The sequence below is a fragment of the Scytonema sp. UIC 10036 genome, from assembly GCF_009725235.1.
In genome coordinates this window covers 25,619-43,778 of the sequence record NZ_WJFC01000106.1, presented here as the reverse complement: position 1 = coordinate 43,778, position 18,160 = coordinate 25,619, and the positions used below count along the sequence as shown (strand labels likewise).

At 40.0% G+C, this 18,160-nt stretch carries 16 protein-coding genes and 1 CRISPR repeat array; of the genes, 1 reads left to right on the top strand and 15 read right to left on the bottom strand.

Annotation, left to right across the window (positions count from 1 at the left end; all coding sequences use genetic code 11):
• The 11 genes from F7734_RS36460 to F7734_RS64220 form a co-directional block, all read right to left on the bottom strand.
• On the bottom strand, positions 1-1,126 hold a 1,126-nt coding region (locus tag F7734_RS36460; protein ID WP_207714296.1), incomplete at its 3' end, for an Hpt domain-containing protein.
• A 279-nt stretch (positions 1,127-1,405) separates the two neighbouring features.
• On the bottom strand, positions 1,406-5,548 hold the full coding sequence (locus tag F7734_RS36455) for a GAF domain-containing protein (protein ID WP_155749365.1): 4,143 nt from the start codon (positions 5,546-5,548) through the stop codon (positions 1,406-1,408).
• 103 nt (positions 5,549-5,651) lie between these two features.
• Entirely contained in the window at positions 5,652-6,164 is a 513-nt protein-coding gene (locus F7734_RS36450; RefSeq protein WP_155749364.1) for a chemotaxis protein CheW, read from the bottom strand.
• Positions 6,165-6,206: 42 nt separating this feature from the next.
• Positions 6,207-6,587, bottom strand: coding sequence for a response regulator (locus F7734_RS36445; RefSeq protein WP_155749368.1), 381 nt, complete (start codon positions 6,585-6,587; stop codon positions 6,207-6,209).
• 38 nt (positions 6,588-6,625) lie between these two features.
• Positions 6,626-8,107 carry a response regulator gene (locus F7734_RS36440; protein WP_155749363.1) on the bottom strand — a complete coding sequence of 494 codons (1,482 nt, stop codon included), beginning with the start codon at positions 8,105-8,107 and terminating at the stop codon, positions 6,626-6,628.
• 426 nt (positions 8,108-8,533) lie between these two features.
• Positions 8,534-9,448: a cation diffusion facilitator family transporter gene (locus F7734_RS36435; protein WP_155749362.1), complete on the bottom strand. Its 915-nt coding sequence runs from the start codon at positions 9,446-9,448 to the stop codon at positions 8,534-8,536.
• 340 nt (positions 9,449-9,788) lie between these two features.
• A complete protein-coding gene (locus F7734_RS36430) occupies positions 9,789-10,052 on the bottom strand; it encodes a hypothetical protein (RefSeq protein WP_155749361.1) in 264 nt (87 codons plus the stop codon).
• A gap of 342 nt (positions 10,053-10,394) precedes the next feature.
• Positions 10,395-11,912, bottom strand: a complete 1,518-nt coding sequence (locus F7734_RS36425) for an RNA-guided endonuclease TnpB family protein (protein WP_155749360.1) — start codon at positions 11,910-11,912, stop codon at positions 10,395-10,397.
• Between the two features lie 42 nt (positions 11,913-11,954).
• Complete coding sequence (locus tag F7734_RS36420; RefSeq protein WP_155749359.1) at positions 11,955-12,536, bottom strand: IS607 family transposase; 582 nt, start codon at positions 12,534-12,536, stop codon at positions 11,955-11,957.
• A gap of 70 nt (positions 12,537-12,606) precedes the next feature.
• On the bottom strand, positions 12,607-12,759 hold the full coding sequence (locus tag F7734_RS64225) for a hypothetical protein (RefSeq protein WP_243147284.1): 153 nt from the start codon (positions 12,757-12,759) through the stop codon (positions 12,607-12,609).
• A 185-nt stretch (positions 12,760-12,944) separates the two neighbouring features.
• Positions 12,945-13,229 (bottom strand): hypothetical protein, encoded by a 285-nt coding sequence (locus F7734_RS64220; protein ID WP_243147283.1) that lies wholly within the window; start codon positions 13,227-13,229, stop codon positions 12,945-12,947.
• 58 nt (positions 13,230-13,287) lie between these two features.
• A CRISPR array of direct repeats spans positions 13,288-14,117; the repeat unit is 37 nt; unit sequence GTTTCAATCCCTGATAGGGATTAGTATAAGTTGCAAC.
• Positions 14,118-14,248: 131 nt separating this feature from the next.
• On the opposite strand from F7734_RS64220, the gene F7734_RS65635 reads away from it, so the two are divergent.
• The gene (locus F7734_RS65635) at positions 14,249-14,380 is read left to right on the top strand and encodes a hypothetical protein (protein ID WP_279239804.1); all 132 of its coding nucleotides are present in this window, start codon (positions 14,249-14,251) and stop codon (positions 14,378-14,380) included.
• Here the strand turns inward: F7734_RS65635 and F7734_RS36410 are convergent.
• From F7734_RS36410 to F7734_RS36395, 4 genes are all read right to left on the bottom strand, one after another.
• Entirely contained in the window at positions 14,366-15,655 is a 1,290-nt protein-coding gene (locus F7734_RS36410; protein WP_155749358.1) for a metallophosphoesterase family protein, read from the bottom strand. The genes F7734_RS65635 and F7734_RS36410 overlap by 15 nt on opposite strands.
• 262 nt (positions 15,656-15,917) lie before the next feature.
• Positions 15,918-16,058 (bottom strand): hypothetical protein, encoded by a 141-nt coding sequence (locus F7734_RS36405; protein WP_155749357.1) that lies wholly within the window; start codon positions 16,056-16,058, stop codon positions 15,918-15,920.
• 165 nt (positions 16,059-16,223) lie between these two features.
• Entirely contained in the window at positions 16,224-17,423 is a 1,200-nt protein-coding gene (locus F7734_RS36400) for a glycosyltransferase (protein WP_243147285.1), read from the bottom strand.
• A gap of 78 nt (positions 17,424-17,501) precedes the next feature.
• Positions 17,502-17,801 carry a PqqD family protein gene (locus F7734_RS36395; RefSeq protein WP_155749355.1) on the bottom strand — a complete coding sequence of 100 codons (300 nt, stop codon included), beginning with the start codon at positions 17,799-17,801 and terminating at the stop codon, positions 17,502-17,504.
• Between the last annotated feature and the right edge of the window lie 359 nt (positions 17,802-18,160).

The following is an 18,160-nucleotide window of genomic DNA, read 5'->3' as shown; positions in this document are numbered from 1 at the left end:
CCTTGTCTCCCTTGTCTCTCTTGTCCCCAGTCCCCAATCCCCATTGCCCCTTATCCCCAGAGGGGGCATTGAGTTCCCCAATTAATTCATCAAGTTGCTGCTGATGTTTTTCTAAGCGAGAAAAAAGAACTCGAATTGTACTCCATAGTTGTTCGTTTTGTAAGGACTGACGATTTTGGTTAGTCAGTAATTCTCCAATGAAATAATTAAGTTGTTCTAAATGCTCAACATTAACTCTGACAGTGTTAGAAACCGAAGGTGTTGAATGAGAAACTGGAGTAGTTTGTTCTGATGGTGGGAATGTTGAATTTGGTTTGTTGTATGAGTTGAGGATTGTTTCTGTTACACGAGTGCGTGGTGTGCTCAGTTGTTGTAAAGTCCGCGAAGGTTCACCGCCTTGGATGCGATCGCCATTGAGTACTGATGTTCTAGCATCTTGATAGTTGGCTAGAGCAATACGAGCAATGGTTACTGCTTGGCTTGGATAGTTATCTAAAGCAGTAATTACTGCCTTAGCAATAGCTTGAAATCCTGGTAAATTTAATGATTCCCCCAAACCGAAGAAAACTTCAGCCTGAGTTCTTAACAGAGAAGAAATTTGCTCGGAGTTAGCGCTAGCTATAGCTGTAGCCAATTCATCTAATCGTTGGGTAACACCTATTTCAAATATAGATTTTGTTAAATCAAAACCTAATTCTTCTGAGTTAGGAATATCGGCTTCTGGGCTAAAAGAGTCTCCCAGATGTTCTTGCAGTTGTGCAAAAATATCAGCAATGCGGTTAAGAACCTCAGCCTCATTAAGCAAGCTTCCCGTGAATTCAGCATGTAAGGAGAGATAAAGACACTCATAACTCTTAAAAAGTAAAGCTTCAACTTCTGGTTCAATCAATAAATTAGGTTTACAGATGGCTCTAAAAATATCTTCTAAAGAGTGAGCTACAGTTGCGATCGTTTCTAAATTGATACTAGCTGCTGCACCTTTTAAAGTATGAGTAGCTCGCATCAAATTATAAATTTTATTAATATCGTAACACTCTCGAAGCTCGAGTAATTCTTGCTCTATTTCTTGCAGCAATTCTTGAGCTTCTTGGAGGAAATATTGATAACTTTGCTCGTGAAATGTCATTTAGATTTTGGATTTTGGATTTTGGATTTTGGATTTTGGATTTTAGATTTTGGATTTTAGATTTTGGATTTTAGATTTGGGATTTGGGATTTGGGATTTGGGATTTGGGATTTGGGATTTGGGATTTGGGATTTGGGATTTGGGATTTGGGATTGGAGGTTAGAGATTAGGGATCTGAAAGTTTCAGTTAGTATCCACTAACCATGTACGGGGGCGGCGCAAGAGCGCCCCTACTAACAACTAACAACCAACAACTAACAATTAACAACTAACCCTTTATTAATCAACCTTAAACCGATCGGCACTTGTCTGAAGATTTTGTGCCATGCTGAGAAGTTCTTTAAAAGAGGTAGAAATCTCCATAGAATTCTCTTTGGTTGTATTAGCAATAGCAGCTACTTGTGTCATGGTTTGCGTCACTGATTCAAACTGTTTTGTTTGTAATTGTGTGGTTTGAGTAATACCCTCCACAAGCTGGCTAATTTGGTTAGTTGCTGTAACAATTGCATTAAGATTTTGGCGGGCTTCATGAACTTGCATGGTTCCGGAAGCAACTTGCTGAATGGCGTGTTCCATTGCCATAGAAACTTCTGCCGTACCTTTTTGAATATCTTCAACAAGTTGCTCAATCTCAGTCGCTGCTTCAGCAGATTGACGTGCTAAAGTTCGTACTTCATCTGCAACAACGGCAAAACCGCGTCCGTATTGCCCTGCTTTGGTGGCTTCAATGGCTGCATTCAGAGCCAGCAGTTGGGTTTGAGTGGTAAAGTGACCGATCAAATTGACAACTTTGGAAACTTTTTGGGAAGATTCTGAGAAGCGCTTGAGGCGTTTGCTAGTTTCTGCTACTGTTTCCCGAATCTCAAGAATCCCATCTACAGTACGGTTCATGGCTGCATCGCCTTGCTGCACAATTTGATTGGTTTGTTGTGCGGCTGCTTCCACATGTTGCGCGTTTGTTGCTACGGCTTTGGTGGAGTTTGCCATTGTCTGCATTTGCTCTAAAGCAGTGTTAAGAGACTGAAATTGTTGCTGTGCTTGGTTAGCTAAACCAACGATAGAAGCAACGCTTGCTTGAGATGTTTGAGCAACTTTTCTCGAAGCTGTCTGAACTTCCATGATAATCTTTCTAAGACTTTGTAAGGTGTTGTTGTAAACATCGGCAATTGTACCGACTTCACCTTCTGTCACTGTTGCTCGAACGGTTAAATCTCCTCTCAGTGCCGGTTGTACGGCAGATAATAATTGCATGACTTCCATCTGCAATTGTTCTTTTGCTGCTTTTTCTCGTGCGCCTGCTTCTGAAAGTTGCTGTGCTGAAGAACGTAGTTTTTCCAAGTAATCTGCTTGTTGTAAAGCCAGACCGACTTGTACTCCTACCTGAGCGAGCAAGTTAACATCTATTTGTTCCCATTGGCGCGGTTCGTCATTTTGATAAGCTCCCAACAGTCCCCAAAGTCGATCGCCTTTAAAAATGGGAGCAATCATGTAAGCCTTTGTTCCCCACCGTTCTAAAAGTTGAACGTGGCATTCTTCATGCCCTGTAGTATAAATATTGTTGACACTGAGGGTTTCTTTACGACGATAGCGACCGCCTTTTGTTTCTTGAAGATATGTATCTTCTGTCCGGGCTAACTCAGTTCCGACAACTTTTGCCCAATCACCATGCACATCTTCAACTACAAATTCACCACCCCAGTCAGCATCAAAGCGGTAGATAGCAACTCTGCTGGTCTTTAATTGTCTCCGCAGTTCCTGAACAGCCATATGCAAAAGGTTATCTAGTGAAAAATTCTCTTGAATCAGAGCCAGTCCCAGTCTGTAGACAAGTTTGCTATAGGCGCTTCCTTGTTCTACAGATTTAGCTAACCTTTGTGATTGTACGCGCAGTTCTTCAATATACTCTGCCTGTTGCAGCGCGACTCCTAACTGTAAGCCAATTTGTGTCAATATTTTGACTTCTATGTCTTCCCAATGTCGGGGTTGACTGTGTTGAAAAGCAGAGAGCAATCCCCATAGCTTTTGCCCTTGAAATATGGAAACAACTAAGCAAGATTTAACTCCAAAGTTCTCTAAAGCTTCAATATGGCAATCGGTCAGACCACTATTGTAAACATCATGTATAACAAAGGGTTCATTGTTGCGGAACCTTCCTCCTTGATGTTCGTTTAAATAAGGGTCTTCCCACCCACTACCTACTAATTTAGACCATCCCCCAGATTCAGAATCAACAACGAAGTCACCAAAATAATCCGGACGAAATTTATAAATGGTAACCCGTTCTAAATTTAGAAGTTTGCGGACTTCTTGAGCTGCTGTCTTGAAAATCGTGTCTATATCTGATGATTGGCGAATTTTGTCTATGACTTTGGCAACAGCCCGTTCTATCTCTGCTGTCTTGGTTATCTGAGCAGACTGTTCTTTGAGTTGTTTTAAGTATTCTGCTTGCTGTATGGCTACTCCCAGTTGATTGCTCACTTGGGTGAGAACTTTAATTTCCGATTCTTCCCATTGCCGGGGACTCGAGTTCTGGTAAGCTGCTAATAATCCCCAGAGTTTATTGCCTTTGATGATTGGAGTAATAATATAAGCTCTAGCTTGATACTGTTCTAAAATATCAATGTAACATGGTGAAAATCCAGCTTGGTAAATATCGTTAACAACTCTAAAGTTGGTTGCTGTTGTAAATTGTCCTGCTTGGGTTTGTTGTAAGTAGGTGTCTGTAACTTTAGCATGACCCCCTCCAAGGATTTTCGCACTGCACTCGCTGACGTTTTCTCGCAGGAGTGGATTTTCTGACTGTTCTTGCAACATGGAAATCCAACCACTTGCGACTGACTCAGCAACGAACTCTCCACTCCAATCTTCCTCAAAACGGTAAATGACTGCTCGTTCCGCTTTTAATAGAGTTCGGACTTCTTGAGTTGTCATTTTAAAAATGACGTTAATGTCTAAAGGTTGGCGTATTCTCTCAATAACACGCGCTAGCGATCGCTCTCTTTCGGCTACAATTTGCTCCGATCTGTGCTGAACTTGTGCAGCTGCTTCCGCTTGCTTGAGGATAGTACTGAGACGAGCACTCACGAGTGACAGTAGCGTGGTTTCAGAATTTTGCCAGCGTCGGGGACTGGAGTTTTGAAAAACGGCTAGTAACCCCCAAAGTTGTTCGCCTTCAAAAATAGGGGCAATGATATAAGCTTTTGCTTGGTATTTTTCTAAAGTTTCTAGGTAACAATCAGAAAAACTTGCTGTCGAGATATCGTCAACCCGCTTCACGCCTTTTCCTTTGACAAAACTTCCACCTTGTGTATCTTTGAGATAAGAATCAGTGGAACGCTTTGCCGGATTGCCTAACAACTTCACGGTACACAGATCGGAATCTACAATATTCTCTGAGCAAAGACTGCTATCGTTTTCTTGTTCTTGCATCAAAGATATCCAGCCTGCGCCTACCGATTCAGCAATAAATTCACCACTCCAATCGTAGAAAAACCGATAAACTGTCACTCTGTCAGCTTTGAAAAACTGCCGAAGTTGCTGGGTAATGTTACCAAGAGTCGCGCTGGCATCAGAAGATGGAGGAATTTTTTGCAGTATTTGAGCCAATACTTTTTCCTGCTTGGCTTCTTCATGCTTTTGGGTTTGAAGCTCTACTGTTTGTAACTTCAGCGTTAGTTCAGCAACAATGTGATGCAGCAAGTTTAACTCAGCTTCTTTCCACTTTCGAGCATGAGAACACTGCTGAACTACCAGTAGTCCCCAAACTTGCCCTTCCAGTACAATGGGCAGACTCAAACTAGTCTTGATTTGAAATTGTTTGAGAAGTTGGAGTTGGTAAGCATTAAAGGCGTTTTCATAGATATCGTTAAGAGCGATAACTGGCTGTTGTTCGCAATCTGCCCGATTTTGTATCCCAAAAGTAAGTGCTGGTAAATCTTCCCCTAGAGTTGGTGTGTAACCGGATGTCATTGATTCAGCTAGTACGATACCGTGCTTGTCAGACTCAAAATGATAAATTAATACACGATCTAGTTGTAAGAGTTTGCGAATCTCAGTAGCTGTAGTTCTTAACAAGGTATCGACATTTGCTGTCCGGTCTATCTGATTCAGAAGAGCCAACAACCTTTGTCGTTCATGCTTGCTGTGTTGCTCGGTTGCGATCGCTAAATCAATATCAAACTGTGTTTTTAATTCCTGAACCCATTTTTCCAATTGCAGAATTTTTTCACGAGCTTCTGGTTTAACGGAATGTCCCTCTTGCTGTAAATTTATCTTTATAGTAGTTACCAAATCCAAAGCTTCATGTAAATTCAAATCTCCTTTTTTCTGGTTCTTTTCCCCATCATCATGACTATAAATTTGTGGTTCTTTAAAAGAAGATTGTACACTCAAACTTTGTTCGATTTGTTGAAAATCCTGCATGAAAGTACCTACATCCTTTTCCCGATCTAAAATAGGTAGGGCTAAAGCCCAGCATAATAAATAGTGGTGGGCTTTAGCCCTACCTACCAACGAATTGCACCACCTAATTATGTATTTTCCATAAGTGGCTCTGAATAATAGCTGTGACATCTAAAACGAGATTGTCACCAGGTAAAATACCCAACACAAAAGGTAACACTGAACGAGGAAACAAACCAGATACTGCCTTTTGTAGTTGTTCCAAGTCATGTAACTCAACATCATCAACTCGCTCCACAACTAAACCTACAGCCTTTTGATTCACCTGAACGACTATTGCCATAGGGGTTGCTATTATTGGTGCAGCATAGCTAATAAGATGATTGAGATCTATAAGCCAAAGCATTTCTCCTCGCCAATTACAAATACCTAAAATACAGTTCGGCATTTCAGGAATTGGTAAAATATCTACTCTGTTGACTTTTATAACTTCTGTAACTTGTTCTAAAGGCAGTAAGGCACTGTTTTTTGAGCCAAGAGGAAAGCGCAGCAATTTAGAAAGATTTCTTTCTGGAGGTAATGCTTCTAATCCTAATGGTTCTAAATCGATTGCTGTTAGTGACGAATTTATTTGCATATTCCATCATTAAATAATTAGTAATTATTCATCAAACAATTACTAATTACGAATCATAAATTGATTAGTCAAGTTTTTAATTGTTTGAATAAGTTGCTGTTGGTCTATTGGTTTGGATATATAAGCATTAGCCCCTAACATTGAACCCCAAAGTTTATCTGCTTCTGTTCCTTTAGTTGAACACATAACCACAGGGATATGCTGAGTACTGGAATTTGTTTTCAGTTCTCGGCAAAGTTCAAACCCACTTTGACCTGGTAGAATGACATCTAAAATGACTAAATCTGGAGTTTGCGATTGCAGTTTAATTTGTGCCTCTTCACTACTTCTGGCACAGATGACCGCTATCCCTGCTTGTTTGAGATAAGAGGTTATTACTTGTGTTTCAGTCAAACTATCTTCAACTAAAAGGACTGTGGTCATAAAAGTATTTTCCTGGGTCATTTGTCATTGGTCATTGGTCATCGGTCACTGGTCACTGAGTTTGGTAGATGCTTTTGTAAAATTTTTAGCACCTTCTCTATCGCTATCGGTTTTGCTAAAAAGCCTGATGAACCAGCCATTTTCGCTCTGACACGGTCTACAATTCCATCATTGCTCGTCACAATGATGATGGGTATGTTGTTTAAAGCTGAGACACGGCGAATTTGAGCGCAAATTTCATAACCATTTGCAATTGGCATGACTAAGTCTAGAAAAATCAAGCTGGGCTTATTCTCTAATAAGGTTGTTAATGCACTCACTGATTCTTGTATAGTAATACACCTATAACCTGATTTTGTCAGGATATAAGTCATTTTTAAACTGTCGCTGCGACTATCATCAATGTACGCTATCAAGGGACTTTCTTTTCCGGGTTGAAGCCTACCTGCGCTCGGAGGAATCAACTCTAGTTGAGGAGTGTAGGAACTTTCATGGGAGTGACTTGTCGGTTTGTTGACCGAAAGTGGAATGATTTCTGTTGCGATCGCTATGTTCCCCTGTAAATCCTGTTGGGGAATAGCAGTCACAGGTACTGAGACAATTGGTAATGAAACAGATGCTTTTACAAAAGAATTATTGGAGATATAGTAGTTTTCTACTTGAAATTGTTTTCCTCGTTCGGGGAAGTTGCTGGAAGTGTTTGTGGGAGTGATGGGTTGAGATGACGAAGATGAAGTTGGCTTGACATCATCATCAGAATTGAAACATCGGGAGAATTTTTTATTTTGAGGCAGAAAATTTACGAGCTTGACTGGAACGGAGCGATCGTGAATAGCTGAGAGTTCAAGAATGCTGTGATTTACCAATTGCTGTACGTCATTAGCTACTGTTAGGACAGGTTGTTGGAGATGTGAAGCAAGATCCCAAATGGTGTTTTCTCCATTAACAAGCTGAATGATTCCAAAATAATTTTTAGGAACTCTAAAATTTTCAAAGTTTGGCTGTTTAACAATTGGTGCAGTATCGGGGTTCAATCCTCCTAAATCCATGTTGCGCCATCTGTTCCTTTGTTCAACGGCTGTATACAAGCATGGCTTGACATCTATTAAAGCAATTGGGTGTAATTTTTTAGGCACCCAATGGGTCTCTAATTTGGAGTGAGTAACAAGGTTAAATAAAACCTCATCAATAGTTTTGCCAACAATGCTTTTTGCTTGGGTTAAGGTCAACTGATTTTGTTCAAGACCCAACTTAAGCAGGTGATATTCCCAAAGCTCGTCCTTTTGTAAAGTTATGTTATGGTTTTCAAATTTCCAACTAGGGCAATCTTGCTTAACAACTCTATACCAACGACGAACACGATGGGTTTCCCTAGTGGCGTATAGCAAACGCCCTAGAAATAAATATAAATGCCATTTCTCATTAGCTGAAGCGAAAATCAGCTCCCCTGTGGCTCGTTGCTGGCTTAGAACAGCCAATCCTTTAGCAAGATTGGTAAAGCTCGGAAGTCCTGGTTGCATTGTGTGATTTCCTTAAGATACTCGTTGCTTAATTGGTATGGAAGTTGCACCCAGTTTTTCCTAACTTCTTGCCTTTGGTCGCGAGCGCCAAACAGCAACTCTTACGATCTTAATATTTATAATATTGTGATTTTTTATCCACTTTTATGTTATGCCAGTAATATTACGTAAAATCTATACTTTTACTTTAAATATTCTGTGAATAAATTTTAAATAAAAGAGAACTGAAACCTCACATCAACATAGAGCCATTTCGCAAAGATTTTCAAGTAACTGTTTATAATTATTTACGTTTTATATTAAACTTTACATCTTCTCAGACAACGACCAAAAGATAGATCTTTTCCCTTCATAAACTTTACAAAAAGTAATTAATCGGTAGAACACACAAATTGAGTATAAAGCTATCCATCAAGTAAAAGGATATCAACCGCAACAGGACTCTTGATTGCAGGAAAGTAGAAAACCACCTTTTTCTATTTGAATAGTCGTATGTTCGATGCCAAAGTTGTCATGGAGTTCCATTCTGATTCGAGTCAGAAAAGCGTCGCTAAGACTTCCTGTTGGCATGACAAGATGAGCAGTTAATGCGACTTCCGTGGTACTGATTGCCCAAATATGTAGGTCATGAACTTCCACGACACCGGGGAGTTCTATTAAATAAGTCCGAACAGCCAGCAAATCAATTCCTTTTGGTACAGCATCAAGTGCTAAATCGACAGATTCTCGCAGCAAGTTCCAAGTGTTAATAGTAATAACAATCGCAATAATCAGAGTGATAACTGGGTCGAACCACAACCAACCAGTTGTCATAATGGCAAGACCGCCAAGTACCACACCAAGAGAAACTAATGCATCCGATGCCATATGCAAAAATGCTGCTTTGATATTCAAATCTCTTTTTCTACCAGACATGAACATCAATGCTGTACCCGTGTTGATAGCAATTCCCACTAAAGCTACGCCGATAACTACATGACCAGCAATGGGTATGGGGCTGTAGAGCCGCTTAAATGCTTCGAGAGCAATAGCACCCATTGCTAGCAGTAAAAAGCAAGCATTTGCGAGCGCTGCTAGTATGGAAGAACGGCGCAAACCATAAGTATAACGATATATAAAACGACGCCGAGATAGCCAGGAGGCTCCCCAAGCTAAGAGTAGCCCCAAAACATCGCTGAGATTGTGACCGGCATCTGCAATCAAAGCCAGGGAATTATTGAAGAAGCCAAACAGGGCTTCAAAACAAACAAATCCTAGATTAAGTGTAGTCGCGATCGCAAAAGCACGATTATAACTAGGTGGTTCGTGACTGTGACCGTGGTGTTGATGAGAAATGGGCATTTTTATCTGGGGTTTAATTTACTATCCAAATATATGAAGTTATATTCAAATGATGGCTTTCGTTCATTTAACAGCCATTTGACTCTTTCAAACAATGCCCGTACAGGGGATTGGACAGACAAAATAAAATGCACTCAAAGTTATGATGAGTGCATTAAACACGAAATTGGAAGGCTTATAATCTTTTTACAAAATTCAATGTAAGCCCTTTTTTGAAGCTTTGCAGCCTGAAAAAGTCGGAAAAAGTCAGTTTTTTCTTAAAGTTTAGAGTATAAACTCTGTTTTTTCAGTATTAGACCTAATGCAGGCATAATAAAGAGATTTAGCAATTCATTGCTGGTTAATCAGCACCACCCATATCAAAATAATCCAATCTAATTTCCCGCAGAATGTCTGATGCCTTCCAACCGCTAGAATTCGTGCTGGCAAATTTAGCGTAAGCTGGTTCTGCAAGCGTATCTACAGGTTCTAGCTCAGGTTCTTGTGGTTCTTCTGGTATGCTAAATTCTTCAGGTTGGGTCATAATTGATAGCAGTTCAGAATCACTAGATTGGGGTGGAACTTTTGGAACGGGTTTTGAGATTTTGATGATACTTTCCTTCACGAGGATGTGTCTCCTATTAAAGAGGTTGGGCAAACAAGTCCCTTATTATACGCTTTTTTCGTCAATTAGATCTTTTTTTGTGCCTGAATTTACAGAAAAAGGGCTTGTTAAGCCTACATCCAAAAGTTCAAGAACCGCCGTTACTTTCTGATAATGATATACAATATCAAACATTCATCTGTTGTGAACGATGCTCTATGGTATCAGGCGTAACAACATATCGTAGTAAATCGGAGTAGACCCCAAAATAACGATTGTTCAAAAGTTTTGCAGTCTGATGGACGGTAGTAACTGAATTACTAGTCAAATAAACCAGTTCTCTTAGGACACCGTATCTAGACCCTACCGCTTACGCCTTAGCGGTTTACCTTGATTGATATGTTTTTCATCCAACCATCCCATTGAGATAGCAGACTCCAAACTATGACCATTATCAGCAAGGAATAACGCAGTTCTCTTTAACAAGATATTGTGTACCTGTTCCTTTTTCATAAAACGAGTTATTTCAAGGTCAGATGCACGATTCTGGATAACAAGCGCTGCGTTGCGATCTGCCTGCGACACTTCCCCATCGAAGGTGAAGAACCGATCTCCTTTACGTTTCCCTAGTAACGTACCGTTGCGATGATCGACCTGTGAAGTGTAACAGGCATTGACTAATGTAACTTTTGCACCTTTGCGAATAGATATTTCATCTAACGCTTTTTGTAATTCTCCCTTACTCCATTCATTCAATCTCCGATTTACAACTTTGGCTCTTTTTTTGCCTTTGATATGTTTACTTAAATCTTCAGCTACTACTTCACCAAACTCATTAAATATTTGATTGGTAGCAGTCCGAATCAGTTGAGTAATTGTTTGACGTTTTTTGCTGTCTAGCTTATTTGCCTTTTGGCGTCCTAAATTATTTTTTAAGATTCGGGTAGATTTGGCAGCGTCAACTCTTCGAGATATTGCAAATAACTTTTGACGTTTTTTATTTTTCTGAGTTCTATTCTCAGAAGCATTGTTAATAATAGTTCCTAACCCTTGAGCATAAGCAACGCCATTACTTCCGTAAAATCCTTCTGTGAAACCTTTATCAATGCCAAGAGTGTCAGTGCACCTTTTAGCTTCAATTTTAGTAGTTTTAGGATAATGAAGTTCTACTTTTCCCAAGGCATTAATGATGAAGCGCAACCGTCCCGCCTTTGGTGTAACTCTACCAGTAAGGATGGAGACTTTTATCCACTGGCATTTCTTACCATCCATGAAACCAGGTATCTGGTATATAGTCACTTTCCCCTTGTGGGACACCTTACCTTTCATGGTTGAACCTGTGGCGTTGATTACAATTTGGTTATCAACCCAAGTATGACCACGTTTATAATATTGCCTAACCCAACGACTAATTAAAGGATATTGTTGCCACTCCTGCGAATTGAGACTTTTAACAAGCTCGTCTCTGAATGACGTTTCTGGGTTGTCTACTAATATTGTTTTCTTACCTTTAAGAACCTCCTTTTTTTCTGGTTTAAATTTTAAATATATTTTGCGAATAACCTGTACTTTGGCTGCTTCTTGAACTGCATGAATATCATCAATGACAGCTTGTACTGTTCTTTCCCATATTTCCGAGCTAAGGTTAAACCTTTCTGAACCATATAGTTTTCTCAATTCCGGGGTATTTCGGATATTTTTAATAATTGTATTTTTATCGATTCCCCAGGCTTGCAGCGACCCATATTTGTTCCATAGCTCTGAACGTAAGTCTCCTAAAGCTTGAGCCAGCTTACTTAACTCGTCTGGTACGCCACCGACAGAGTAGGCAATCCTAGTAACCGTATATTCAGTTGTTTGGACTACTTTTTTCCGCGCCATTGGCGTACCCAATTCCAGACATTGACTACATAATACTACGTTTTACTCCAAATTGACAACCTCTTTTTCAATCTTTTTTTCATATTTCCGTAAAAAGTACAATCTTGAACTGAAACAATGCATGATACTCATAAAGTCTTGCATTAACTCTTGTTGAGGGCTTAGTTCGGCGTTGTTAAGAACAGTAATAGCGCAGTTATGCAATTGACAAAACCACTCTATGAATTCAAAACCGAATCTAGCTAATCGGTCTTTGTGTGCAACAACTATTTCTTTAACCTGACCCTTGGTTACATCCTCCATCAGAGCTATGAACCTTTTGCTCTTAAAGTTCATTCCCGATCCAATTTCAGATATACAAACACAGTTGGGGTAATTTTTTCCTAAATAATTAATTTGGTTCTCAAGTTCTGGTTTCTGACCACTTGTTGAAATTCTAGCGTATAGCACTACTTTACGTAGGTCTGTTCCACCTTTAATGGATTCTAAGGAGGCTTGGCTATAGCGTCTGTGACCGCCAGGGGATCTGATATAGTCTATTTTTCCATCGTCTGCCCAATCCGCTAGGGTTTTAGGGTGATAGCCATATTGTTTGTAAACTTGCTGTGGGGATAGATATTGCATAAATGGAGTTAAATATTACGGTTAACTCCATTTTACTCCTAATTAAAGTGACTTACTAAAATGGGGAATTTTAGCGATCTGATTTGTTGAGTTTCCACGGCTCCTGTCTCCAGCCTAATTTCCGTCTTGCTGATGAAGTATCCACTTGAGGCATATGAATCTCCACAAGCTCTACAGTTTCTCGAACTAATGCTTCAAGTTCATTGATAACTACGGGCTTCATGATGAAACAAGCCTTCGAGACGAGAGGCAAGATTTTCAGGGGCAATCTCCATTTGCTCAATAAATCTGCTCATTCGCTTGAATTGAAATGCTGAGTAATACAAGCGGTTCAACCAAGATAACACACCTAGTAAATTCTAGGCTGAATCAACGAGGATTTGATAATACCAAAGCTTTGTATCCCGTCTAGCAAGCTTTTCCCACATTCCCCAAATTGGGAAGAACTTGAGGTAATGCTCGACCATCTTCTGTGCCAGTCCATCCAGATAATCTGCAGCTTTGGCTTTCCACTTCTGAATCAACGTTTCGCCCGTACAATGGAATTCCAATCAATGTTCCACTCATCGTTTTTATCATTGGAGATTGAATATCAGACCCAGACAAAATGGTTGAAATTTCCTTTTCCCATTGTGCGATCGTCGCATGAGCAAACTGAAATTCAACCCCTTCTACGACTGAGCCTGTCACCATTACAGCTTTCGTTTTCGAGTTGGCGATATAAGCTTCGACATTGCGTTTTGCTAATTCCGTTTCAATCCCTGATAGGGATTAGTATAAGTTGCAACCAGCAGGTAGAGTCAGTCAAGACGTGATAATTAGAGCTGTTTCAATCCCTGATAGGGATTAGTATAAGTTGCAACCCAACTGCAACCGCTACTAAAGCACCCGAAAACGTTTCAATCCCTGATAGGGATTAGTATAAGTTGCAACCCCAGTTTTTGCATTTGTATCGCCCTATTGTGAGGTTTCAATCCCTGATAGGGATTAGTATAAGTTGCAACCCTCCGTGGTGAATCTTACGGACAAGGCATTCAAGTTTCAATCCCTGATAGGGATTAGTATAAGTTGCAACGCCTATCCCCGTAGTTGCTAAGTGCCAAGATGGTGTTTCAATCCCTGATAGGGATTAGTATAAGTTGCAACGGGTAAACAGTTAATTATCGAAAATCAAGTTTTTCGGTTTCAATCCCTGATAGGGATTAGTATAAGTTGCAACGCGGTCGCAGCATTTTAGGCGTTTTGCGCTGTTTGTTTCAATCCCTGATAGGGATTAGTATAAGTTGCAACCTACTACCCTACCTGGGCTTCCATCTGCGTAAAAGTTTCAATCCCTGATAGGGATTAGTATAAGTTGCAACGTGTGTCCTCTCATTGAAGGAACTTCATAAACTTTTGTTTCAATCCCTGATAGGGATTAGTATAAGTTGCAACTTTTTTAGCTCTCATTCCATCTTCTACTTATGCTCAGTTTCAATCCCTGATAGGGATTAGTATAAGTTGCAACCTTTAGTCCTGATATACCAGAATGGAGGCTTTACCAAGTTTCAATCCCTGATAGGGATTAGTATAAGTTGCAACGGCTGGCTCTGGAAAATTTATCCCTATGTAGTTTTCGTGGTTCGGAATCGCGGATGGATTAATCATAGCACGGAAAATTCAAATCGAGTAGAGTAAAAATGGCTGAAATCCAGTCTGGGTGAAGAGCGCGGATGGTTCGGATTATACGATCGCCTCCAAACCCTAAGCCAACAGGAATCCAGCCATTTCTTGAGCAAGTTCTTTTCCTACAGCTACCCATCCGCGAATTTGATAAAGAAATTCACAACTTAAGTTGGAATTAAAGAACAGGTTTTCACCATTGTAAACTCGTCCTTAACGTTGCCCTCGTTATCAACGAATTGGATATGAAGCCTCTTCCCGTGTGCATCTATCACTAGCGATCCCGGAATGCTTAGTGAAGTATACATTGCTGGATGGGGGGATACTTCATCGGCAAAGCCAGATGTCCCTGCGACAATATACACTGTTCCAGCATGAGAAGCTTGAAGGGGTTTTTGATATGCGCCTGATTCACCTTCTCGCCCACTTCCTCCATCTTTTTTCATTTGTTCGGTGAAGGTATCTGAGGTACCATAGTGTCCGTCAATTAGGAAAGAACGTTCGTAGGAGTGGCTGTGACCGCTCAGCACAATATCTACTCCTGCTTCTTCTATGATGGGAAGTGTTCGCTCTCTCATTTCTATGAGTTCAATTTCGGTATCTGAATCGTGTGACCCTTTTGTATAGGGAGGATGATGCCAAAATGCAATTTTCCAATCCTTATCTGTTGCTGCTAGATCTCGTACCAGCCAACTTAACATTTCGCCTTCCGGAGTGCGATCGCATCCATAGGAATCGAGACAGATAAAGTGGATGTTGCCATAATCAAAAGAGTAATAAGCTGCTGTTCCAGATGGCAAACCACCTACTTCCCCACCAGTTGGCATAGTGAAAAGCTCATAGTAGGGACCTGACTGTGAGAGTGAATCAGCAGAGCCTGCATCATGATTGCCAATTGCTGTCCAAAGGACACTACTGCGAAGAAGTTGGGGATACATATCAAATATTCCCCGTTGGTACTCTTCATAAGTTCCAGTCTCATAAGCGTTGTCACCAAGCATCAGCCAGAGGTCAGTATGGCGACTTCCTGTAAATTTTAGATACCCATCCCGTACACTTGCGGCTATGTCATTTCCACGTCCTGCATCTCCTAAAACGCAGATACGTAAGGGTCGAACATTCTCAGGTGCTAAGTCTGATGGTGGTGCAGTGACGAAAAAGAACTCTTCTGTTTTTCCAGCCAGCATTCCCCCTGGTGAACCGACTGCATAGTAGTACTTTGTATCTGGTGCGAGCTCGCTTAACTTGACCACGTGGTTACAGGTTACAGTCGTTTCGTCCTGCACCAAGCACAGCCTTTCAGGAGACTCACCATACCATACCCTGCCTTGGACTGGAGTATCAGTAGCCCAGCGGATTGCAATGCTAGACTCACTGCCCAGTTGTAAATACGGTCCTCGCACAATTCGCAAATTTTCGAGGACTGTTGCTTTCCCTGTTTCCAGATAAGTTATCATTATCGGCGAAGTTTTATCCGATGTTAAATTATTTTACAAGAAAATTAAATTATGACAAAGATTTTGCCAATTGCTGATTTAACGAGAAAAGAGGGACTGGGGAGCGATCGCCAATCGCTTTTTCATACTTCCTGTTGTACGTAGTGATGCTGGCTACTTAAAAGTGCAATGAGTATTTTCATAATATGAGAAAAAAAGATAGAATATCTAAACGTGCTTATTTCTGAAACGATGCTATCTAAAATAAAAATTCAGCAAGCATTTAATGTTGAGGCTTTTGAACAGTAGTAGGTTCTTTAAAGCTAATACTAAAATCGTCCTCAGGGCGTAATAGTATTCCGCGTAAAATTAACTCAGGTTGTTTATAGACTTTTTTTTCTGGCTTTTGGTTAGATTCCTTCATTTTTACCTCTCTTGTTCGTGGATGTAATGGCTATAAAAAACTGATTTTAACCTTCAGCTTATTTTTTGATGTGATACCTTAGATGCAAATACGGTTGAGGAACGAAACCCAACAAACGCCTCAAGAATGTTGGGTTTCGTTCCTCAACCCAACCTACAATTATCCTTAACTGAACCGTATTGCCTTAGATGCAACTTCTTGATAAATCGTCAGTAACTTTTCCTTGAAAACTTCTTCATCGTAGTTCTTGATAATGAATTGCCGTGCCTTTACTAAATTATATTCTCTCTCTTCCGTTGAATTATTCACCACTTCAATGAGTGCCTTTGCTAAAGCAGTAGGATTTTGAGGTTCCACCACAGTGCAAAACTCTTCAACAAAGGTTCCCTGATAAGCTGGCAAACGAGTGGTAATCACTTGTGTTTGACACGCTACAGCTTCTACTAGAGTTGAAGGAAACGCATCAGAGATTGGGTAATTAACGATCGCATCTGCTAGAGAATACGCTGTTGGTACCATGTCATGTGGCAAACTAGGCAACCAACGAATATTTTGCTCCATTCCCAGTTGTTTTGCTCTGATGCAAAAGTCGTTGTAATATTCTTTTGCTTCCTGCAAAGAGTGGGTTCGTCTTAACTTCATAAACACCAGCACTGTTTGTTTTTGCAAGTGTGGATAAGCCATTGCAAAAGCCTCCAGTATTTGGTGATGGCTGTAAATCTTACTCCAACCACGAGCAGAGAGCAGTACTTTAGCTTCGTTGGGAATATCCAATGCTTGCCGCCACTGATTGACATACTTGAGAGGTTGAGGGCAAAAATGCTGCGTTTTTGTTCCCAAGTGTATTAACTCTACTCTTTGGAATTGGTTAATCCACAGCTTGCATTTGTTTAAAAGGCTTGGTGCCTCTACAATCAGAACATCAGCAGCTTTAAACATGATACCTGCTAATTTAGAAATCTTTTTGCTTTGTTCCTCTTGTGTTTCTATCAAACTATTTAAGCTACCCCAAGCAGAGACGATAAGTGGATGCAATTCGGCAAGAGCACAACACTCCGCTCCAAAATACATTCCATGAACGTGTATGATATTCGGTTGGAATTCATTGGCGATCGCACGCAACTGTGAAGCAGCTGTCCACAGAAGCAGTTGGTGTGTTTGTTCATCTTTTGGTAATTCGCCTGTATGCTCGTAGTAGTTAACTAACTCTAAAATGAAGGGTATATAGCGATAATTGTTAGGAGTTTCTTTTAGTGGATAGGGGTTATGGGGGCAAACTAACCAAACCTCATGACCTGCCTCAAGCGCCCACTTCAAAGGGCGTAACATTGCGATTCCCCCAGAAGCAACCATTAATATACGCATCACGAAATTCACCTTATGTACTAAATTTTTTTACAAGGTAATCAATTTTTATTGACTATTAAATGTTATGGATTAACACTAATTGTGATTCTTGTTGCTTTCACTAATTTCAACAATTTTATATTTAGATAATTGCTCAATAAAGCCCAGCAAGTCTTGGTGTAATTGTTGGGCATTTACCTCATATTCTTCTAATAGAAGTCTGTATGCTACTTCAATAGATGCTGATTCTGTTAGTACCCAAAGCATATCAGTGGCAACTTCATTTTGAGAAAAATACTCTTGAGTTTGAAGGTTGACTAAAGCAGAATTTCCTTGTAATTCCTGAATCAGAATGTTTTTTGCAAGACTAACTTTGCAATCTAGGGTTATTTTCATCTGACCTCACTGCAATTATGCTAGCTATCTAACAAGACCTATTTCAAAAAAACCAATCAAAACGAAATCTTAATGACTTTCAAACTTTTAGGTAGATAGATTAACTGTTGTTAGATGACTTAAACTACAACAACAGCACTGTCCGTCTGGATACACCTGTAAAAATACTTATCGATAAAACTTGTAGCTACTAGCAGCAACATATATTCCTGACTACTATTTAAGTCCTTAATAAAAGAATATCAATCATTCATGAGATTTTTTTACACAAGCTTTAAAGAAATTGCTTTTTTTCCGTATTATCTTTACTATTTCTTTAAAATATATGACACTTGCCGCTATTTGCAATTGTCTTGAAG